The following is a 16,195-nucleotide window of genomic DNA, read 5'->3' as shown; positions in this document are numbered from 1 at the left end:
CGTATGGCGACACCCCATGGCTTATGCGGCATCGGCCTGCCGCCATACACCCCTGCTCGCGAGGGGCAGGAAGCGCGGGGGCGCGGGGGCGCGGGGAGCACGGCACTGGGGTACGCATCGGGGCCGACGGAACCGGACATGCGAAAGGGCCGGGCGGGGACTGTGCCCCTGCCCGGCCCTGGAGCTCCGGCCCGAAGGCCGTACCGACGATTCAGCCGGTCAGACGAACTCGATGGTGCCGGTCTCGCGACCCAGCAGCACCACCGGGGTGATGGCCGAGTAGCCGGCGGCCTCGACGGCCCGGCGGTCGAACCGCACCAGCGGGTCGCCCGCGCGCACCTGGTCACCCGCGGCCGCGAGCACTTCGAAGCCGTTGCCGCCCATCTTCACGGTGTCCAGACCGATGTGGATCAGCAGCTCCGTGCCGTCGTTCAGCGTCATCGCCACAGCGTGACCGGTGTCCATGACCTGCACGGCCGTGCCGGCGGCGGGCGCCACCACGGTGTCCTCGGTCGGGTCGATCGCAGCGCCCACGCCGAGCATGCCGGACGCGAAGGTCTGGTCCTCGACCTGGTCCAGCGGGATCACCGCACCGGCCACCGGCTGACGCAGACGCACGATCTGCTCAGCAGGAGCGGCGGCACCGGCGGCGAGGGCCGGGTCGTCACCAGCGGCGCCCGCGGAGGCGGCGTCGGCAGTGTCGGCTGCGGGAGCCGGGTCGGACGATGCGGATGATGCGGACGGAGCCTGGCGGACACCCTCCATGATGTCCTCCATCGCGTCCTTCACGAACTGCACGTTGAGGCCGTAGATGACCTGGTAGCTGTGGCCACCGGTCTTCATCACACCGGCAGCGCCGGCGCGCTTGAGCGCCTTCTCGTCAGCAAGGGACACATCGCCGAGCTGCATGCGCAGCCGCGTTGCGCAGTTCTCGATCTCCTCAATGTTGTCCGCGCCGCCGAGGGCGGTGATGAACCGATCGGCAGTGACGAGGTACTTGTCCGTACCTGCACCCGTCGGCCCACCAGTGGCGGTATCGCCGCCAGCAGCGTGGGAGCCGAGGGCAGCAGCGGAGACCGCCGCACCGGCCGGGGCGAGACCACCGGCAGCGACACCGGCGAGGTCCTCGTCCTCCTCCACCGGGCCGCGGCCCGGGGTGCGGAGGTTCCACTTCAGGATGATCCAGCGGAACGTCACGAAGTACACGGCGAACCAGAACAGGCCCAGCGGGAACACCATCCACGGGTTCTGCGCCATCGGGTTCGCCCACTGCACCAGCAGGTCGATGAACCCGGCGGAGAACCCGAAGCCGGAGCGCACCGGCAGCAGGGTCGTGATCGCCAGCGACAGGCCCATGAACAGGGCGTGCACCACGAACAGGCCCGGCGCGAGGAACATGAACAGGAACTCCAGCGGCTCCGTCACACCCACGAGGAACGACGCGAACGCCGCGGACAGCAGGATGCCGGCGGTGCGCTTCTTGCGGTCATTGTCAGCCGTCACGTACATCGCCAGTGCCGCACCCGGCAGGCCGAACATCATGATCGGGAAGAAGCCGGTCATGTACTGCCCGGTCACACCGTAGGTGCCCTCACCGGCGAGGAAGTTGTTGAGGTCGGCGATGCCGAAGCCGTCGAACCAGAACACGGCGTTCAGAGCATGGTGCAGACCGAACGGGATCAGCAGGCGGTTCAGGAAGCCGTAGATGCCGGCGCCGACGGGACCGAGCGTGGCGATGAACTCACCGAAGTGCACCAGGGCGCTGAACAGCAGCGGCCACAGCACCATCATGACCAGCGCGAACGCGATCGACACCAGCGCGGAGATGATGGCGACCGAGCGCTTGCCCGAGAAGAACGCGAAGTAGTCCGGCAGCTTCACGTCCTTGAAGCGGTCGTACGCCCACGCGCCGATGAGGCCGCAGATGATGCCGATGAAGACGTTCTTCACGTTCGCAAACGCCGGGTTGACAGCATCGACCTCAATGCCCTGGAACTTCGCCATGGTCTCAGGCGAGAGCAGTGTGGTGACCGTCAACCACGAGACGAGGCCGGCGAGGGCGGACGTGCCGTCGGACCTCGTGGACATGCCGATGGCGACACCCACGGCGAACAGCAGGGCGATGTTGTCGAGGAGGGCGCCGCCGGCGGCAGCGAGGAATGTGCCGACCAGGGACTCCGCGCCCACCCAGTAGCCGAAGCCGGAGAGGACCGCGGCGATGGGGAGCACGGCGACCGGAAGCATGAGCGACCGGCCGAGCCGTTGCAGGAACTTCATGAGGAGGAATCCTTCGCTTCCGGACGCGCGCTCGTCGTCGAAGCAGCGCCCGGAGAGTGGGAAGAGGGACGACGCCACTATGGTATGCCCCGGATGCACGAAGGACCGGGCGGGGAGCCCCGTTACCTTGTGAGCACCCCGATGGACGGGGTCTGGTCGCTCGGCCGGGTATGGCTTTGTTGCCCTGCCATTGATGGTCCGGGGGGTGTTGCCGCCCGGTCGAGAGACACGCGTTGACCGCTGATAGGGACACGGCCCAGCTCTGTCTGAGGTCTCTTCGTAACGTGGGTGCCGGCATCGGGTGTCGAGACTGCGGCCAGCAGTGATGCGGAGGACAGCGTCATGAACACAGGGTTCGCGGTCGTGATCGGCCTGGACGTCGGAAAGACAGCTCACCACGCGTGCGCACTCGACCCGGAGGGGAACAAGCTGTTCGACAAGCCCCTCCCGCAGGACGAGACCAAACTTCGCGAGCTGTTCACCCAGCTGCAGAACCACGGCGAAGTGCTGCTGGTCGTCGACCAGCCGAACACCATCGGAGCGTTGCCGATCGCGGTGGCCCGGGATACCGGCTGCACAGTCGCCTACCTTCCCGGATTGGCGATGCGGAAGGCCGCGGATCTGTATCCGGGCAGGTCAAAGACTGATGCGCGGGATGCTTTCATCATCGCCGACACGGCCCGCACCATGCCTCACACCCTCCGGCAGGTCGATCGCGACAGCGAGGTCCTCTCCGCGCTGAAGGTTCTGGCCGGGTTCGATGAGGACCTCGCTCACGAGACCACAAGGGCGCTGAACCGGATCCGGTCCCTGCTCACCCAGATCCACCCCGCGCTCGAGCGCGTCTTCGCAGGCGGGAAGCTTTCCACTGGGCTCGTGCTGGACCTGCTGGAGAAGTTTGGCGGACCCACCGGCCTCCGAAGTGCCGGCCGAGGGAAGGTGCTGCGGTTCGCCCGCGCGCATTCACGCCGCGACCCCGAGACGCTGGTCGAGCAGATCTTCACAGCCCTTAGCGAGCAGACCGTCATCGTGCCCGCCACCGCAGCGGTTGAGCTGGTGATCCCCCGAGTCGCTGGCCAGGTTAAAGAGCTGAAAGAACAGCGCGCGACCGTGGCCCACGAAGTGGAGGGCATGCTGGAGGACTTCCCTCTCGCCTCGGTCTTGATGAGCATGCCGGGGATCGGCATCAAGACCGCCGCCCAGATCCTCCTCGCGATCGGTGATGGCTCCGCGTTTGAGTCCGCCAGCCACCTCGCGGCCTATGCCGGGATCGCGCCGGTCACCCGCAGATCAGGCACCTCGATCCGCGGAGAGTTCCCCGCCCGGTCAGGGAACAAACGCCTGAAGAACGCCCTGTTCTACTCCGCCTGGGTCGCCTCCAACCACGACCCCATCTCCAAGGCCTACTACGATCGCAAACGCGCCGAAGGCAAACGGCACAACGCCGCCGTGATCTGCCTAGCCCGCCGCCGCTGCAACGTCATCTACGCCATGCTCCGCGACGGCACCTACTACCAGCCACCGACAACCGCCCCTACCCCCGAGCCGACCGCTCTCGCGGCTTGACTCGAAACATAGGGACACCCCCCCACCCGGTCCTCGCGGGCTCGTCAGCGCGTCAGGCGCGCAGCTCGCCTCCCATGGCCGTAGCCACAGCATCGATCGCCTGCTGGCGCAGCTGAGCGATCTGCTTCGTGTTCAGCGTGGACTCCAGCGGACGCAGACGCACCGCGAACGCCAGCGACTTCTTCCCCTCGGCGACCTGGTCTCCGCGGTACTCATCGAACAGCCGCACGGACTCCGCGGCATCGCCGAGGCCCACCAGCATGGCGGCGCGGACCGCGGATGCCGGCACGTTCTGGTCCACGACGAACGCGAAGTCCTCCTTCGCGATCGGCAGCGTGGACACCGGCACCGCATCCACAACGGAGGGGGCCGATTCGATCAGCGCATCCAGGTCGATCTCGAACGCCGACGCCCCCGCCGGCAGCTTGAACGCCTTGATGACGCTCGGGTGCAGCTCACCGGCGTGGCCGAGCAGGTCGCCCTCTGCGGTGCGGATCTCGGCGGTGCGGCCCGGGTGGAACGGGGCGATCTCGCCCTGGACCACCTCGACCTGTGCACCGGCGGCGTCCGCGGCGCGCTTCACCGCACTGATCGCATCCGCCCAGTCCCAGGAGCGGGCCTTCCCCGCCACGCCCTCCGGCGCCACAGCACCGGCGAGGACACCGGCAAGGCGGCGTGTCTGCGGCGCGAGGGCAGCATCGATCGCTGCCAGTTCAGCATCCGTCGGCCGCGTCTCGGCCGACGGAACCGGCACCTGACCGGAGCCGCGGAAGAACACGGTGCCCGCTTCTGTGAGCGCGACCGCGTCCTCACCGCGCGCGATGTTCAGCTGCGCCGCGGGCAGCAGGGTCGCGAGGATGCTGGAGCGCATCAGCGGCTGATCGTCCTGCAGCGGGTTGAGAAGGCGCACCGTTGAGCGGCGCTCATCATCAGCGGGCACCTGGAGGTCATCCAGCACCTGCTCACTCGTGAACGGCACTGTCAGCACCTCGGTGAGGCCCGACTCCGCGAGCGCCGTGAGGACGGCGCGGCGTCCGCGCTGCAGGCGGGTGAGGCCTCGGCCACCGGGAGCCTTCGGCAGCACCGACGGGATCTGGTCGTAGCCGACGAGGCGGGCGATCTCCTCCACGAGCGCTTCGCGGATCGTGAGGTCGGGTCGCCAGCTGGGCGGCTGCACCGTCAGGATCTCTTCGCCGCCCTCGGCTGGGGTGGAGGAGGTGACCACTGTGCAGCCGATCTGCTCCAGGCGGCCCACCACGTCCTCACGGGAGTACTGGACGCCCACGAGCCGCTCGGCGAACCCGAGCGGAAGCTCGATCGGGGCGAGGGCGGGCTGCTCCTCGGTGCGGACATGGGTGCACGGGGGTTCGATGGTGCCGCCGCCGAACTCCACGAGCATCTCGGCGGCCTTCTGCACCGCGATCTGCGGCAGCGCCGGGTCCACGCCCCGCTCGAACCGCTTGGACGCCTCCGAGGGCAGGCGGTGGCGGCGGGCCGTGCGGGCCACGCTGATCGAAGAGAACGACGCGCCCTCCAGCAGCACGCTGGTCGTGGACTCCCCCGCCTCGGTGGAGGCGCCGCCCATGACGCCGGCGAGTGCGATCACGCCGGAGTCATCGGCGATGACCAGATCCTCCTCGAACAGGGTGCGCTCCTGGTCATCGAGGGTGGTGAGCGTTTCGCCCGTGCGGGCACGGCGCACCGTGATCCCACCGGTGAGCTTGTCCGCATCGAAGGTGTGCAGCGGCTGGCCGAGGTCCAACATCACGTAGTTCGCGACATCGACGATCAGCGAGATGGGGCGCATACCGGCGAGGATGAGCCGCTGCTGCAACCAGCGCGGGCTCGGGGCCGACGGGTCGATCCCCGTCACCTTCTGCGCCACGTAGGCGGTGCAGCCGATCTGGCCGCGGATCGGGGAGTCGTCCTTCAGCTGAACGGGCACCGGCTCGCCGTCAGGGCCGCTGGTGGCGGCGGCATCCGTCGGCCGGGAGTCCTTCCCTGCGTCGCCGCTGAGCGCCGGGTCGGTGAACGCACCGCCGGTGGCGTGGCCGTATTCGCGGGCGACACCGCGCATGGAGAAGCAGTAGCCGCGGTCGGGCGTGACGTTGATGTCCACGACCTCTTCGCCGAGGCCGAAGAGGGCGATCGCGTCATCGCCGGGCTTCGCGTCGATGCCTTCGGCGGAGCCCTTGCCGAGCACGATGATGCCCTTGGTCTCGTCGCCGATGCCGTCGCCGAGGCCGAGCTCCGCGGTGGAGCAGATCATGCCGTCGGACATGTGCCCGTAGGTCTTGCGGGCCGCGATCGGGAACGGTCCGGGCAGCACCGTGCCCGGCAGGGAGACCACAACGAGGTCCCCGGGCACGAAGTTGTGCGCCCCGCAGATGATGCCGCGGCTGGGCACTTCCTCGCCGGGCTGCGGGTCCTTCGGGTTGTCCTTCTCCTCGTTGTGCTCATCGCCCACGTCCACACGGACCCAGTTGATGGTCTTGCCGTTCTTCTGCTCCTCCTTCACGAGGTCGAGAACGCGGCCCACCACGAGGGGGCCGGTGACCTGCGCGGGGATGATCTCCTCTTCTTCGAGGCCGACGGAGACCAGGCGTGCAGCGACGCTCTCCGCCGTGGCACCGGGCTCCAGCTCCACATGGTCGGCGAGCCAGGTCAGGGGGATGCGGGGCATTCTCAGATCTCCGTTCCGAAGTGCTGGGAGAAGCGGATATCGCCCTCCACGATGTCGTGCATGTCGGGCACTGCGCTGCGCAGCATGAGGATGCGTTCGATGCCGAGACCGAACGCGAAGCCCTGGTACTCCTCCGGGCCCACCCCGCAGGCGCGCAGCACAGCCGGGTTGACCATGCCGCAGCCGCCCATCTCGATCCAGCCGGTGCCGCCGCACACCCGGCAGGCCGGGTCGGCGTCATGGTCGATGCCGGCGCGGGCGTCGCAGGAGAAGCAGCGGAAGTCGATCTCCGCGCTCGGCTCCGTGAACGGGAAGTAGGAGGGGCGCAGGCGTGTGATCGGCTCCCCCCGAACACGGCGCGGGAGAACTCGTTCAGGGTCCCCTCCAGGTGAGCCATGGTCAGGCCCTTGTCGATCGCCAGCCCCTCCACCTGGGTGAACACGGGCGCGTGGGTGGCGTCCAGCTCGTCGGTGCGGAACACGCGGCCCGGGCACGCGATGTACAGCGGCACACCGCGCTCCAGCAGGGTGCGGGCCTGCACCGGGGAGGTGTGGGTGCGCAGCACCTGACCGGACCCCTCGGGCGCCACGTAGAACGTGTCCTGCATCTGGCGCGCCGGGTGGTCCTCATCGAAGTTCAGGGCATCGAAGTTGAACCATTCCGCTTCGAGCTCGGGGCCCTCCGCGATCTCCCAGCCCATCCCGACGAAGAAATCGCTAATGCGGTCCCCCAGGGTGGACAGCGGGTGGCGGGCACCGCGCGGCAGGCGGTCCTGCCAGGTGGTGACGTCCACCGTTTCGCTGCGCAGAGCCTGCTCGAGCTCTTCCGCGGCGATCTGCTGCTGGCGCTCAGCGAGGGCCTTCTGCACCTGGCCCTTCGACCCGCCGATCAGTTTGCCGGCGGCGGCCTTCTGCTCCTTCGGCAGGTCGCGGATGCCGCGGTTGGCGATCGACAGCGGCGCATTGTCGCCGACATGGTCGATGCGCACCTGCTTCAGCTCCGCACTGCTGCTCGCCTGCCCGATCGCGGCGAGGGCGGCGTCCACAGCCGCTCGGATCTCCTGCTCGGAGGGGAACTCCTGGGTGGGGCTCACGGAATCACACGCTTTCTCCATCGTGGGAAGTGACTGCACTTATCCTACGGGCCGGATAGGGTCAGGACCGAGCCATGCACACCGTGAGAACAGGAGAATCACCATGAGCTGGAATGTGACCGGTGTTGTCGCCCGAGCTGCGAAGGAGCCCACCGAACTGACCACCATCGTGGTGCCGGACCCCGGCCCGAACGATGTCATCGTGGATGTGCAGGCCTGCGGGGTCTGTCACACCGACTTCGCCTACCGTCAGGGCGACATCCACGACGGGTTCCCCTTCCTCCTCGGCCATGAGGCCGCGGGCGTGGTCGCCGAGATCGGTGAGGACGTCACCCATGTGGAGAAGGGCGACTTCGTGGTGCTGAACTGGCGCGCCGTCTGCGGCCAGTGCCGCGCCTGCCGCAAGGGCGAGCCGAAGTACTGCTTCGACACCCACAACGCCTCAAAGCAGATGGAGCTGGAGGACGGCACGAAGCTGGAGGCCGCGCTCGGCATCGGCGCATTCCAGGAGAAGACCATCGTGCATGAGAAGCAGTGCACGAAGGTGAACCCCGATGCCGCCCCGGAAGCCGTCGGCCTGCTGGGCTGCGGTGTGATGGCCGGCATCGGCGCGTCCATCAACACCGGCGAGGTGAAGCGCGGCGAGACCGTTGCCGTGATCGGCCTCGGCGGGGTGGGCTGCGCTGCCGTGGCGGGCGCGAAGCTCGCCGGCGCCACCACCATCATCGCGCTCGACATCGATGAGCGGAAGTTCGACTGGGCGAAGACCTTCGGCGCCACCCACACCGTCAACACCAAGGGTCTCGAGCCGCAGGAGGTGGCTGAGAAGATCCGCGAGCTCACCGGCGGCTTCGGCGCCGACGTGGTGGTGGACGCCGTGGCCCGCCCGGAGACCCTGGAGTCGGCGTTCTTCGGCCGCGACCTCGCCGGCCGCGTGGTCCTGGTGGGCGTGCCGAACCCGACGGACACCTTCGAAGTGCCCATGATCGAGATCTTCGGCCGCGGCGGCGCCACGAAGTCCTCCTGGTACGGCGACTGCCTGCCGGAGCGGGACTTCCCGTACCTGACGGACCTGTTCCTGCAGGGGCGTCTGCCGCTGGATGAGTTCGTGACCGAGACGATCGCCGGTGATGCGATCGAAGCGGCGTTCGAGAAGATGGGCCGCGGCGAAGTGCTGCGCTCTGTTGCCCTGTACGGAGATGGGGCCTGAGGCCCGGACTGAGGAGGAGACACGCCATGACCCTGCGCATCGACCATTCCACTGCCGCCGGCACGTTCTCGCTGGACGGCGAGACCCATGAGGTGGAGAACAACATCTGGGTGATCGGCACCGACGATCAGTGCGTGGTGATCGACGCCCCGCACGACATCGACGCCGTGAAGAAGGTCGTGGACGGCCGCGAGGTGCTCGCGCTGCTGCTCACCCACGCCCACGATGACCATGTCCGCTTCGCGCCTGAGCTCGCCCAGGAGCTGGAGGCGGCGATGCTGCTGCACCCGGACGACGAAGAGGTCTGGAAGCTCACCCACGGCGACCTCGAATGGGATGAGGATCTGCAGGAGGGCTCCACGTTCACCCTGGACGACACGGAGATCTTCACCCTCCACACCCCGGGCCACTCCCCCGGTTCCGTGTGCTTCTACATTCCGTCGCAGAACGTGCTGTTCTCCGGCGACACCCTGTTCGAGGGCGGTCCCGGGGCGACCGGCCGGTCGTTCTCGTCCCGGGAGCAGATCGAGGAGACGATCCAGCGCCGCCTGTTCACGCTGCCGCGCGAGACGACGGTGAACACGGGCCACGGCCCGTCCACCACGATCGGTGCCGAGGTCGACGCTGCGAGGAAGGACGGCTGGCTGAAGGACGACTGAGGCGCGGGGCCCCTTGGCCCCGCGGTGATGCTCTGCCTGCTGGAAGAGATGAGGGCCCGCGCTGCTGATGCAGTGCGGGCCCTCTTCGTCAGGCGGCGCGGCGATAAGCTGGCCTGCTTCGGCGAGCTCCAGTTCGTTCTCGAGGTCCAGTGCCCGTATCACAAGGGTCCGGCCGCCGGCAGCGACATGGGCAGTGCGGGGAGTTCGGCCCCTTTCGCCCGATCTGTCCCGTAGATACTGTGACGGCATGAACACAGCCACCAGTTCCAGTTCGGTTGACGCCTTCCCGCTGATCGCGTGCATCTTCGGCGTAGCCGTGGGTCTCTTCCTGGTCATTGCGCCGCGCACGGCGCTCTACTACCAAGAGGCGTGGCACTTCGCCGAGGGCAGGAAGATGAAGCTGAACCCCGCCGCTGTGGAGCTCTATCGCATGACCGGCGTGGTCATCCTGCTCGCCAGCATTGCCGGCGGGGTATGGTCGGTCGAACACATGCAGAAGGAGCAGGCCCGGGAGGCGGAGAAGGCGGCACACGATCGCCAGGTACAGGAGGAGCTCGCCGACCTGGAAGAGAGGAAACGCACGCGGGCACAGGGCGCCCCGAAAGTGGGGACGATCGAGAACGACCTCCAGCTGGACGCGGATGAGGCGCAGATCGCTGATCCGTCGCTCATCATCCCGGTGGACGAAGTCCCGGCTGAGTCATCCCGGACCTACCCCTGGGTGAGGGTGGACCCGGACGCCCAGCACCCCGCCTACCTGTGGGACCTTCCGGTGACCACGTTTCGGTTCCCGCGGACGGCCATCACCGAGGGGCCGCCGGCCTCGACTGATCTCGCGGTGGCGGCCCCCGCCATCCCGTACACGGTTAAGAGCGCCTGTGTCGGGGTGCCGGTGCACGTGTCGGAGAGCGCCGACGAGGTCGTGGTGACCATCGGCGAGCCGCAGGCCGAATCCGGGGACCCGTGCCCTTCCTCCGAGGTCAGAACCGGGGTGGTCCCGATCGATCTGAAGGACCCCATCGGGAACCGGGACGTCACGGCCCGCTGACCCTCAGGGTGCTGCCGCGACTGTCAGACCGCGCGACTGTCCCCCGCCGGGCCGTCCAAGCGCTCCGGCACCGGTCCCTGGAAAATGTATTCGCTGCCGATGCGCCGGTACCCGAGCTGCTCGTTGATATGGATCATCGAGTCGTTGATGTGAGAGTTGTAGGTGATGATGCGCGTCAGGTGCGGAGCGATCGTGGCGAGCTCACGATGCAGGGCGAGCTTCACCGCGCGAGCAAGCCCCCGCCGGCGATGCTCCGGCATCACCAGGGTGTTCTCCTGCCACGCCAGCGTGGTCTCCGGGTGGTCGGAGAACTCGATATAGGTGTGGGCGACGGCGCTGCCCGTCTCGATGTGCCGTGCGATCGCGGTGACCCGACGGACGCCGCCGTCGGCGCGGCGCTTCTCCGCCGCCCGGATCCGCTCCGGCGTGTAGGTCGGCACCTCAGCTTCGTAGTCCTCATCCGGGTCGTCGATGTCGAGCTGGGCGAGCATCGCGCCCCAGTCCTCCAGCAGGTCCTCGGGGATGGGGTCCTGCACGATCTCGATCGAGTACCCATCGGCCTGCTCCCCGATCGCGTCCTGCATGCGGGCGAGGGCGTCCTCACTGATAGGGAGGTCGCAGACGCGCACTCCGGCGGTGGAGACGTGCTTGAGGCCGGCGCGGCGCGCGAGGATCACACCCGCTTCCAAGTCCATGTCCTCGCCTTCACGAACGGTGGCGAACACCGATGTCTTCGTGCGGCCGGTGGCGTGAGCGATGTCCAGCGCGTACTGGGCGAGGGCGCGGCCGATTCCTTGGCGGCGCATCGCGGGGTGCACGACCTGGTGGCTGAAGATCGTGTCGGTGTTGTCCAGGCGCGGCGCGAACACGGTATCGAAGCCCACAATCTGTGTGCCGCCCTCGAGCATCTCCATTTCGGCGACCACCGGCAGCATGTGCGCCATCGGGCTGGACTGGAGCAGGGCGCGCCGCTGCGCGATGGTGTGCCTCTCGGCGGCGCCGGTGAAGGCGAGGGAGTCGGCGATCTCGATGTCGAGGATCTGCTCCACGTCGGCATCGCTCTTCAGATCTGCGGGGCGCAGGGTGATGACGGGTCCCTCGGGGTACAGCGGGAAGGTGACGGCGGCGGCTGCGGCGAAGGCGTCGGCTGTGCGGTCGGAGTTCATGGGGTTCAGTGTCGCCCTGGGCCGACGGGCGCCGCAATCGAAATAGCCCGCCCCTCCCTCTTCTTTCCATACTTCAGCAGAATGCCGCACGTATGGAGCGCCGTTCAGGTGCGGGATGCTGCTGAAGTCTGGGAGGGGCGGGCGAGGATGACGGCGGTGAGGTCGTCACAGCGGCCGTCGCGGTCGATGATGCGCGGGGCGAGCTCGCGCAGCGCCGCCGCGATCGAGACCAGGCCGGAGCGGGGCCCGAGGCCGGAGTCGGACGCGGGGTCGGAATCGGGCGTGGGGTCGGGGTCAGACGAGGAGTCGGGGCCGAGCAGCGCCCAGGCGTCAGCGGCGGTGGGGATGAGGCGGCCGATCTCGTCAGCGACTCCATCGGTCATCAGCATCACCCGGTCCACCCCGGGCAGGTGCCGGGTGACGGCGCGGTGCGCGGCCGACGGCTCCCCGCCGGCGACCCAGAACCCGCCGTCGGCGTTGCGCGCAGCGTCGATCGTGGCGAAGCCGCCGAGGTCGCGGCGGAGGTTCGCGAGGCGGTCATCGCGCAGCAGCTCCTCCCCCACGAGCACGCCCGAGTCGCACAGCACGAGCACGTCCGCGCCATCGTCGGTGAGCCGAGCGATGGCGGCGGTGCCCGACGGGTGCGGGGCGTCGGGCGGGCCGGGTCGATCCGCGGCGGCGATGGCGCGTTCGAGGACGGTGGTGAGCGGGGCGAAGGGCGCCGCCTCGAGCTCGTCGCGGATGCGGGTGCTGAGGTCGGCGACCCATGCGGCGACGGCGTCGTTGTCGGAGTCGGTGCGCCGGGTGGCGCCGTCGATCACCCAGGCGCAGTTCCCGGTGCTGCCCCACGTGTCCTGAAGGATGTGGTCGGTGCCGGCGATGCTCGCGCCATGAGCAGTGACGAGTGGCAACGGGCGTCCGATGGGTGAGAAGCGTGTCATATGCGTCACTCCTAAAATGAACGTTATATGAAGCCTGGTCAACACCCGGAACAACCCCTGCAGAGCCCATGATCCGGTAGCGCTATATATGATGCTAGTCACCGCGAACCGGTGAGTCCCCTGCGACCGTGACCGCCCGACCCGGGCGGAGCGGGAGCCCCTTCCTCTTCGTCCCCGAGGTTCTCGACCATGTCTGTCTCCGATCAGGCCGCCCCGGCTTCGACGCCCGCCGCGCGCGGGGCCGCTGAGGGCGCCCCTGCCCGCCGCCGGCGCTTCTCCGCCCGGTCCCGCCGCGACTTCTGGGTGTTCCTCGCATTCGCTGCGCCGAACCTCATCCTCATCGCACTGTTCACGTACCGGCCGCTGCTGACGAACCTGAACTATTCGCTGCTGGACTGGACGCTCGGCTCCACCACCGCGGAATTCATCGGGCTCGGCAACTACGTGGAGTTCTTCACCAGTGAGGGCGGGCGCCGCACCATGCTCATCACTCTGATCTTCACCGTTGCCACGGTGGGCGGGTCGATGGTGCTGGGTCTGCTGTTCGCCGTGGCGATGAACCGGAGGCTGCCGGGACGCACCGTGGCGCGCACGGCGATCTTCGCCCCATACGTGCTGTCCGGCGTGGGTGTGGGCCTGGTGTGGCTGTTCATCTTCGACCCGAACTTCGGTGCCCTGGCCTGGGTTCTGCGCCAGGTGGCGCTGACGAGTCCGCAGTGGGTGAACGACCCGAACTGGGCGCTCGTGATGGTGATCATCGTGTACGTGTGGAAGAACCTCGGCTACTGCGCGATCGTGTACCTGGGCGGCCTGCAGTCCCTGCCCACGGAGGTGCTTCAGGCGGCGGAGCTGGACGGTGCGGGCCCGGTGCGGCGCTTCTGGTCGGTCGCGCTTCCGCTGCTGTCCCCCACCACGTTCTTCCTGCTGATCACCACGATCCTGAACTCGCTGCAGGCGTTCGACATCATCCGCATCATGACCCCGGCGGGCCGCGGCACGAACGTGATGATCTTCGAGGTGTACCTGCAGGCGTTCGGCGGCTACTCCCGCGCCGGCTACTCCGCCGCTATCGCCGTGATCCTGTTCGTGTTCCTGCTGCTGATCACCGTGATCCAGATCCGCTACGTGGAGAAGAAGGTGCACTACGCATGAGCACAGCCACCGCATCCCACTCCCCCAGCAGCGCCACGGGGAACCGTGCCTCGCAGGGCCCCGTCGGCGGGCGCTCCCCGCAGCGCTACCGGCACCGCAACACCGGACCGTTCTCGAAGCAGAACCTCGTGGGCACCCTGGTGGGCGGGTACCTCCCTCTGGTGATGGCGACCCTGGTGGTGGCGCTGCCGCTGCTGTGGATGGTCATCTCCTCGTTCAAGTCGCCGCATGAGCTGGTCACGCAGGACCTGGTGGTGTGGCCGGAGGATCCGTCGCTGGCGAACTACCGGACGGCGATGAACACGGTGCCGATCCCGCGGTTCTTCCTGAACTCCGTGATCGTGACGGTGATCGGGTCCGTCATCAAGATCGTGCTGGCGATCTTCACGGCGTACGCCCTGGTGTTCGTGCGCTTCCCGTTCAAGCGGGTGATCTTCGTGCTGATCCTGGTGGCGCTGATGGTGCCGCCGCAGGTGGCGATCCTGCCGAACTATGTGCTGATCGCGCAGCTGGGCGGGGTGAACACCTACTGGGGGATCATCGTGCCGGGCCTGGGCACGGCGTTCGGAACGTTCCTGCTGCGCCAGCAGTTCCTGTCGATCCCGCCGTCGATCCTGGAAGCCGCGACCCTGGACGGCGCGGGGCATTGGACGTCTCTGTGGCGCGTGGTGGTGCCGATCTCGGTCCCGTCGATCGCGACGGTGGCGCTGGTGACGATCGTGACCGAATGGAACGACTACATCTGGCCGCTGATCATCGTCACGGATTCGCACATGATGACCCTGCCCGTCGGCCTGACTGCGCTGGCGAACTCCGAGGGCAACACCGGGTCCGGCTGGGGCATCCTCATGGCCGGCGCGGTGCTGATCATCATCCCGATCCTGGTGGTGTTCGCGATGCTGCAGCGCTACATCGTCTCCGGCCTCACCCAGGGCAGCGTCACCGGCTGACCTTCACTCTTCCTTCCATCCATCACTCACCCATCACCCTGAAACGAAAGAGATTGACGATGACTTCACCTCTGCGCACGGGCCTCTCCCGCCGCACCCTGCTGTCCCTGTCCGGCCTCGGCGCCGGCGCGTTCGCCTTGGCTGCCTGCGGCGGCCCCACCGTGGGCGGCGACTCCTCCAAAGACAAGGCGAAGGAGGTGGACTTCGAGGGTGTGAAGCCGGCGAAGAAGATCGACTTCTGGTCCACCCACCCGGGCGGTGCGAAGGAGATCGAGACGAAGCTGATCAAGGACTTCACGGACAAGACCGGCATCGAGGTCAACCTGGTGACCGGCGGCCAGAACTATGAGGAGATCGCGCAGCGCTTCCAGACGGCGCAGGCGGCGAACTCGGGCCTGCCCGCCGTGGTGGTGCTCTCCGACGTGTGGTGGTTCCGCTACTTCATGAACGGCAACATCATCCCGCTGGACAACCTGCTGAAGAAGCTGGACTTCCAGCTGGATGACTACCGCGAGACCCTCGTGGAGGACTACCAGTACGACGGCAAGCAGTGGGCGATGCCGTACGGCCGCTCCACCCCGCTGTTCTACTACAACCGTGACCACTTCAAGGCCGCCGGCCTAGAGGACCGCGCCCCGAAGACGTGGGACGAGTTCGCTGAATGGTCGAAGAAGCTCACCGAGGCGGATACGCCGTTCATGTACCCGGACCTGGCAGGCTACGCGGGCTGGACTCTGCAGAACGTGCTGTGGGGCCGCGGCGCGGAGTACTCCCACGAGTGGGATCTGAAGCTGACGGAGCAGAAGTCGGTGGAGGCGTTCCAGTGGGTGCAGGATTCGGTGCACAAGGAGAAGTGGGGGCAGGTGGCGTCCTCGGATTCGGCGGATTCGTTCGCCGGTGGGGTGTGTTCGGCGACGATCGCCTCCACCGGGTCCCTGGTGGGCATCCTGGAGGCCGCGAAGTTCGATGTGGGCGTGGGCTTCCTGCCCGCGGGCCCGGTTGATGGCCCGGTGTGCCCGACGGGCGGCGCCGGCCTGGGCATTCCTGCGGCGATCAAGCCGGAGGAGCAGCTCGCTGCGGCGGAGTTCATCAAGTTCATGGGTGAGCCGGAGAACACGGCGCAGTTCTCGGCGGCGACCGGGTACATGCCGAACCGGAAGAGCTCGGACATGTCCGCGATCATCAAGGAGACCCCGCAGATCGAGACGGCGATCAAGCAGCTGGAGCACACCCGCAAGCAGGACTATGCGCGCGTGTACCTGCCGGGTGCGGATCAGGAGATCGCGAAGGCTGTGGCGTCGATCCTGAACGACAAGGCGGATGTGAAACAGTCGCTGGAGGGCCTGCAGAAGAACCTGCAGGGCATCTACGACAAGGACGTCAAGCCGAAGGTCGAGAAGAAGAAGTGACCTCTCGGCTCTGACGGCTGTTTGGGCGCCCGGTTCCTCCC

The 16,195-nt window shown here is 67.9% G+C and carries 11 protein-coding genes and 1 pseudogene; 7 read left to right on the top strand and 5 right to left on the bottom strand.

From position 1 onward, the window contains the following. Positions 1-219: 219 nt before the first annotated feature. On the bottom strand, positions 220-2,277 hold the full coding sequence (locus R3I40_RS02135) for a PTS sugar transporter subunit IIABC (RefSeq protein WP_285262508.1): 2,058 nt from the start codon (positions 2,275-2,277) through the stop codon (positions 220-222). A 342-nt stretch (positions 2,278-2,619) separates the two neighbouring features. Between R3I40_RS02135 and R3I40_RS02130 the strand changes: the two genes are divergently transcribed. Further along, entirely contained in the window at positions 2,620-3,843 is a 1,224-nt protein-coding gene (locus R3I40_RS02130) for an IS110 family RNA-guided transposase (protein ID WP_183375244.1), read from the top strand. Between the two features lie 52 nt (positions 3,844-3,895). Here the strand turns inward: R3I40_RS02130 and pheT are convergent, their stop codons facing one another. Together pheT and pheS are read right to left on the bottom strand one after the other, a co-directional pair. Next, positions 3,896-6,526 carry a phenylalanine--tRNA ligase subunit beta gene (pheT, locus tag R3I40_RS02125; RefSeq protein WP_259923525.1) on the bottom strand — a complete coding sequence of 877 codons (2,631 nt, stop codon included), beginning with the start codon at positions 6,524-6,526 and terminating at the stop codon, positions 3,896-3,898. Positions 6,527-6,528: 2 nt separating this feature from the next. Next, positions 6,529-7,640 (bottom strand): annotated as a pseudogene (pheS, locus tag R3I40_RS02120) (phenylalanine--tRNA ligase subunit alpha). Positions 7,641-7,722: 82 nt separating this feature from the next. Here pheS and R3I40_RS02115 point away from each other — a divergent pair. The 3 genes from R3I40_RS02115 to R3I40_RS02105 all read left to right on the top strand — a co-directional run bounded on the left by R3I40_RS02115 (position 7,723) and on the right by R3I40_RS02105 (position 10,536). After that, positions 7,723-8,829, top strand: a complete 1,107-nt coding sequence (locus tag R3I40_RS02115; protein WP_183373567.1) for an S-(hydroxymethyl)mycothiol dehydrogenase — start codon at positions 7,723-7,725, stop codon at positions 8,827-8,829. Positions 8,830-8,855: 26 nt separating this feature from the next. Beyond that, a complete protein-coding gene (locus tag R3I40_RS02110; protein WP_239375493.1) occupies positions 8,856-9,488 on the top strand; it encodes an MBL fold metallo-hydrolase in 633 nt (210 codons plus the stop codon). Positions 9,489-9,735: 247 nt separating this feature from the next. Next, entirely contained in the window at positions 9,736-10,536 is an 801-nt protein-coding gene (locus R3I40_RS02105; protein ID WP_285262438.1) for a DUF6199 family natural product biosynthesis protein, read from the top strand. Between the two features lie 23 nt (positions 10,537-10,559). Here R3I40_RS02105 and R3I40_RS02100 read toward each other — a convergent pair whose 3' ends face one another. Further along, positions 10,560-11,702 (bottom strand): GNAT family N-acetyltransferase, encoded by a 1,143-nt coding sequence (locus R3I40_RS02100; protein WP_285262439.1) that lies wholly within the window; start codon positions 11,700-11,702, stop codon positions 10,560-10,562. 104 nt (positions 11,703-11,806) lie between these two features. Continuing rightward, positions 11,807-12,643: a protein phosphatase 2C domain-containing protein gene (locus R3I40_RS02095; RefSeq protein WP_285262440.1), complete on the bottom strand. Its 837-nt coding sequence runs from the start codon at positions 12,641-12,643 to the stop codon at positions 11,807-11,809. 189 nt (positions 12,644-12,832) lie between these two features. On the opposite strand from R3I40_RS02095, the gene R3I40_RS02090 reads away from it, so the two are divergent. From R3I40_RS02090 to R3I40_RS02080, 3 genes are read left to right on the top strand one after another with little or no spacing between them, the layout of a single operon-like run. Then, positions 12,833-13,795: a carbohydrate ABC transporter permease gene (locus R3I40_RS02090; protein WP_239375497.1), complete on the top strand. Its 963-nt coding sequence runs from the start codon at positions 12,833-12,835 to the stop codon at positions 13,793-13,795. Beyond that, positions 13,792-14,745 (top strand): carbohydrate ABC transporter permease, encoded by a 954-nt coding sequence (locus tag R3I40_RS02085; protein ID WP_285262441.1) that lies wholly within the window; start codon positions 13,792-13,794, stop codon positions 14,743-14,745. Before R3I40_RS02090 ends, R3I40_RS02085 begins: the two co-directional genes overlap by 4 nt. Positions 14,746-14,804: 59 nt before the next feature. Beyond that, positions 14,805-16,154 carry an ABC transporter substrate-binding protein gene (locus R3I40_RS02080; protein ID WP_396349478.1) on the top strand — a complete coding sequence of 450 codons (1,350 nt, stop codon included), beginning with the start codon at positions 14,805-14,807 and terminating at the stop codon, positions 16,152-16,154. The last annotated feature ends 41 nt before the right edge of the window (positions 16,155-16,195 follow it).

Origin of the sequence: Helcobacillus massiliensis, from assembly GCF_033106145.1 — a bacterium.
In the GTDB taxonomy this organism is placed as follows: domain Bacteria; phylum Actinomycetota; class Actinomycetes; order Actinomycetales; family Dermabacteraceae; genus Helcobacillus; species Helcobacillus massiliensis.
The sequence above is the reverse complement of the archived record's forward strand: the minus strand, read 5'-3'. Positions and strand labels throughout refer to the sequence as shown.